This is a genomic window from Vibrio sp. 10N.222.46.A1, from assembly GCF_041473595.1.
GTDB lineage: Bacteria > Pseudomonadota > Gammaproteobacteria > Enterobacterales > Vibrionaceae > Vibrio > Vibrio tasmaniensis_A.
The window spans coordinates 1-821 of sequence record NZ_JBFRSN010001764.1; the positions used below are offsets into that span (position 1 = coordinate 1).

Genomic DNA, 821 nt, shown 5'->3' on the forward strand with positions numbered 1-821 from the left:
ATCAATGGCTTATGGTTAATTGTGTGATTCTGCTCATCATTCCATGACGAATAGGTATGATTAAAGTTCATATTGTATTACTTTATGTGGAGTTTGAAAATTTAATCAAAGTTTAAACCGATAAACTCTTTATTGAGGGTGACAAAGAATATGACGACTAAACCAGTATTGTTGACTGAAGCAGAAATAGAGCAACTTCACCTTGAAGTGGGCCGTTCGAGCTTAATGGGCAAAACCATTGCTGCGAACGCGAAAGACCTAGAGGCGTTCATGCGCTTACCTATTGATGTTCCTGGTCACGGAGAAGCGGGTGGTTACGAGCATAACCGCCATAAGCAAAATTACACGTACATGAACTTAGCTGGTCGCATGTTCTTGATCACTAAAGAGCAAAAGTACGCTGACTTCGTTACAGAATTACTAGAAGAATACGCAGACAAATATCTAACGTTTGATTACCACGTACAGAAAAATACCAACCCAACAGGCCGTTTGTTCCACCAAATCCTGAACGAACACTGCTGGTTAATGTTCTCAAGCTTAGCTTACTCTTGTATTGCTTCAACCCTGACACAAGAGCAACGTGACAACATTGAGTCTCGCATTTTCGAACCAATGCTAGAAATGTTTACGGTTAAATACGCACACGACTTCGACCGAATTCACAACCACGGTATTTGGGCAGTAGCTGCAGTCGGTATTTGTGGTCTTGCTTTAGGTAAGCGTGAGTACCTTGAAATGTCGGTTTACGGCATCGACCGCAACGATACGGGCGGTTTCCTAGCGCAAATTTCTCAATTGTTTGCACCTTCTGGTTACTA

The 821-nt window shown here is 42.0% G+C and carries 1 protein-coding gene; it reads left to right on the top strand.

Annotation, left to right across the window (positions count from 1 at the left end; all coding sequences use genetic code 11):
- Positions 1-150: 150 nt before the first annotated feature.
- A partial coding sequence (locus AB4496_RS29230; RefSeq protein ID WP_372133623.1) for an alginate lyase family protein occupies positions 151-821 on the top strand: 671 nt, incomplete at its 3' end.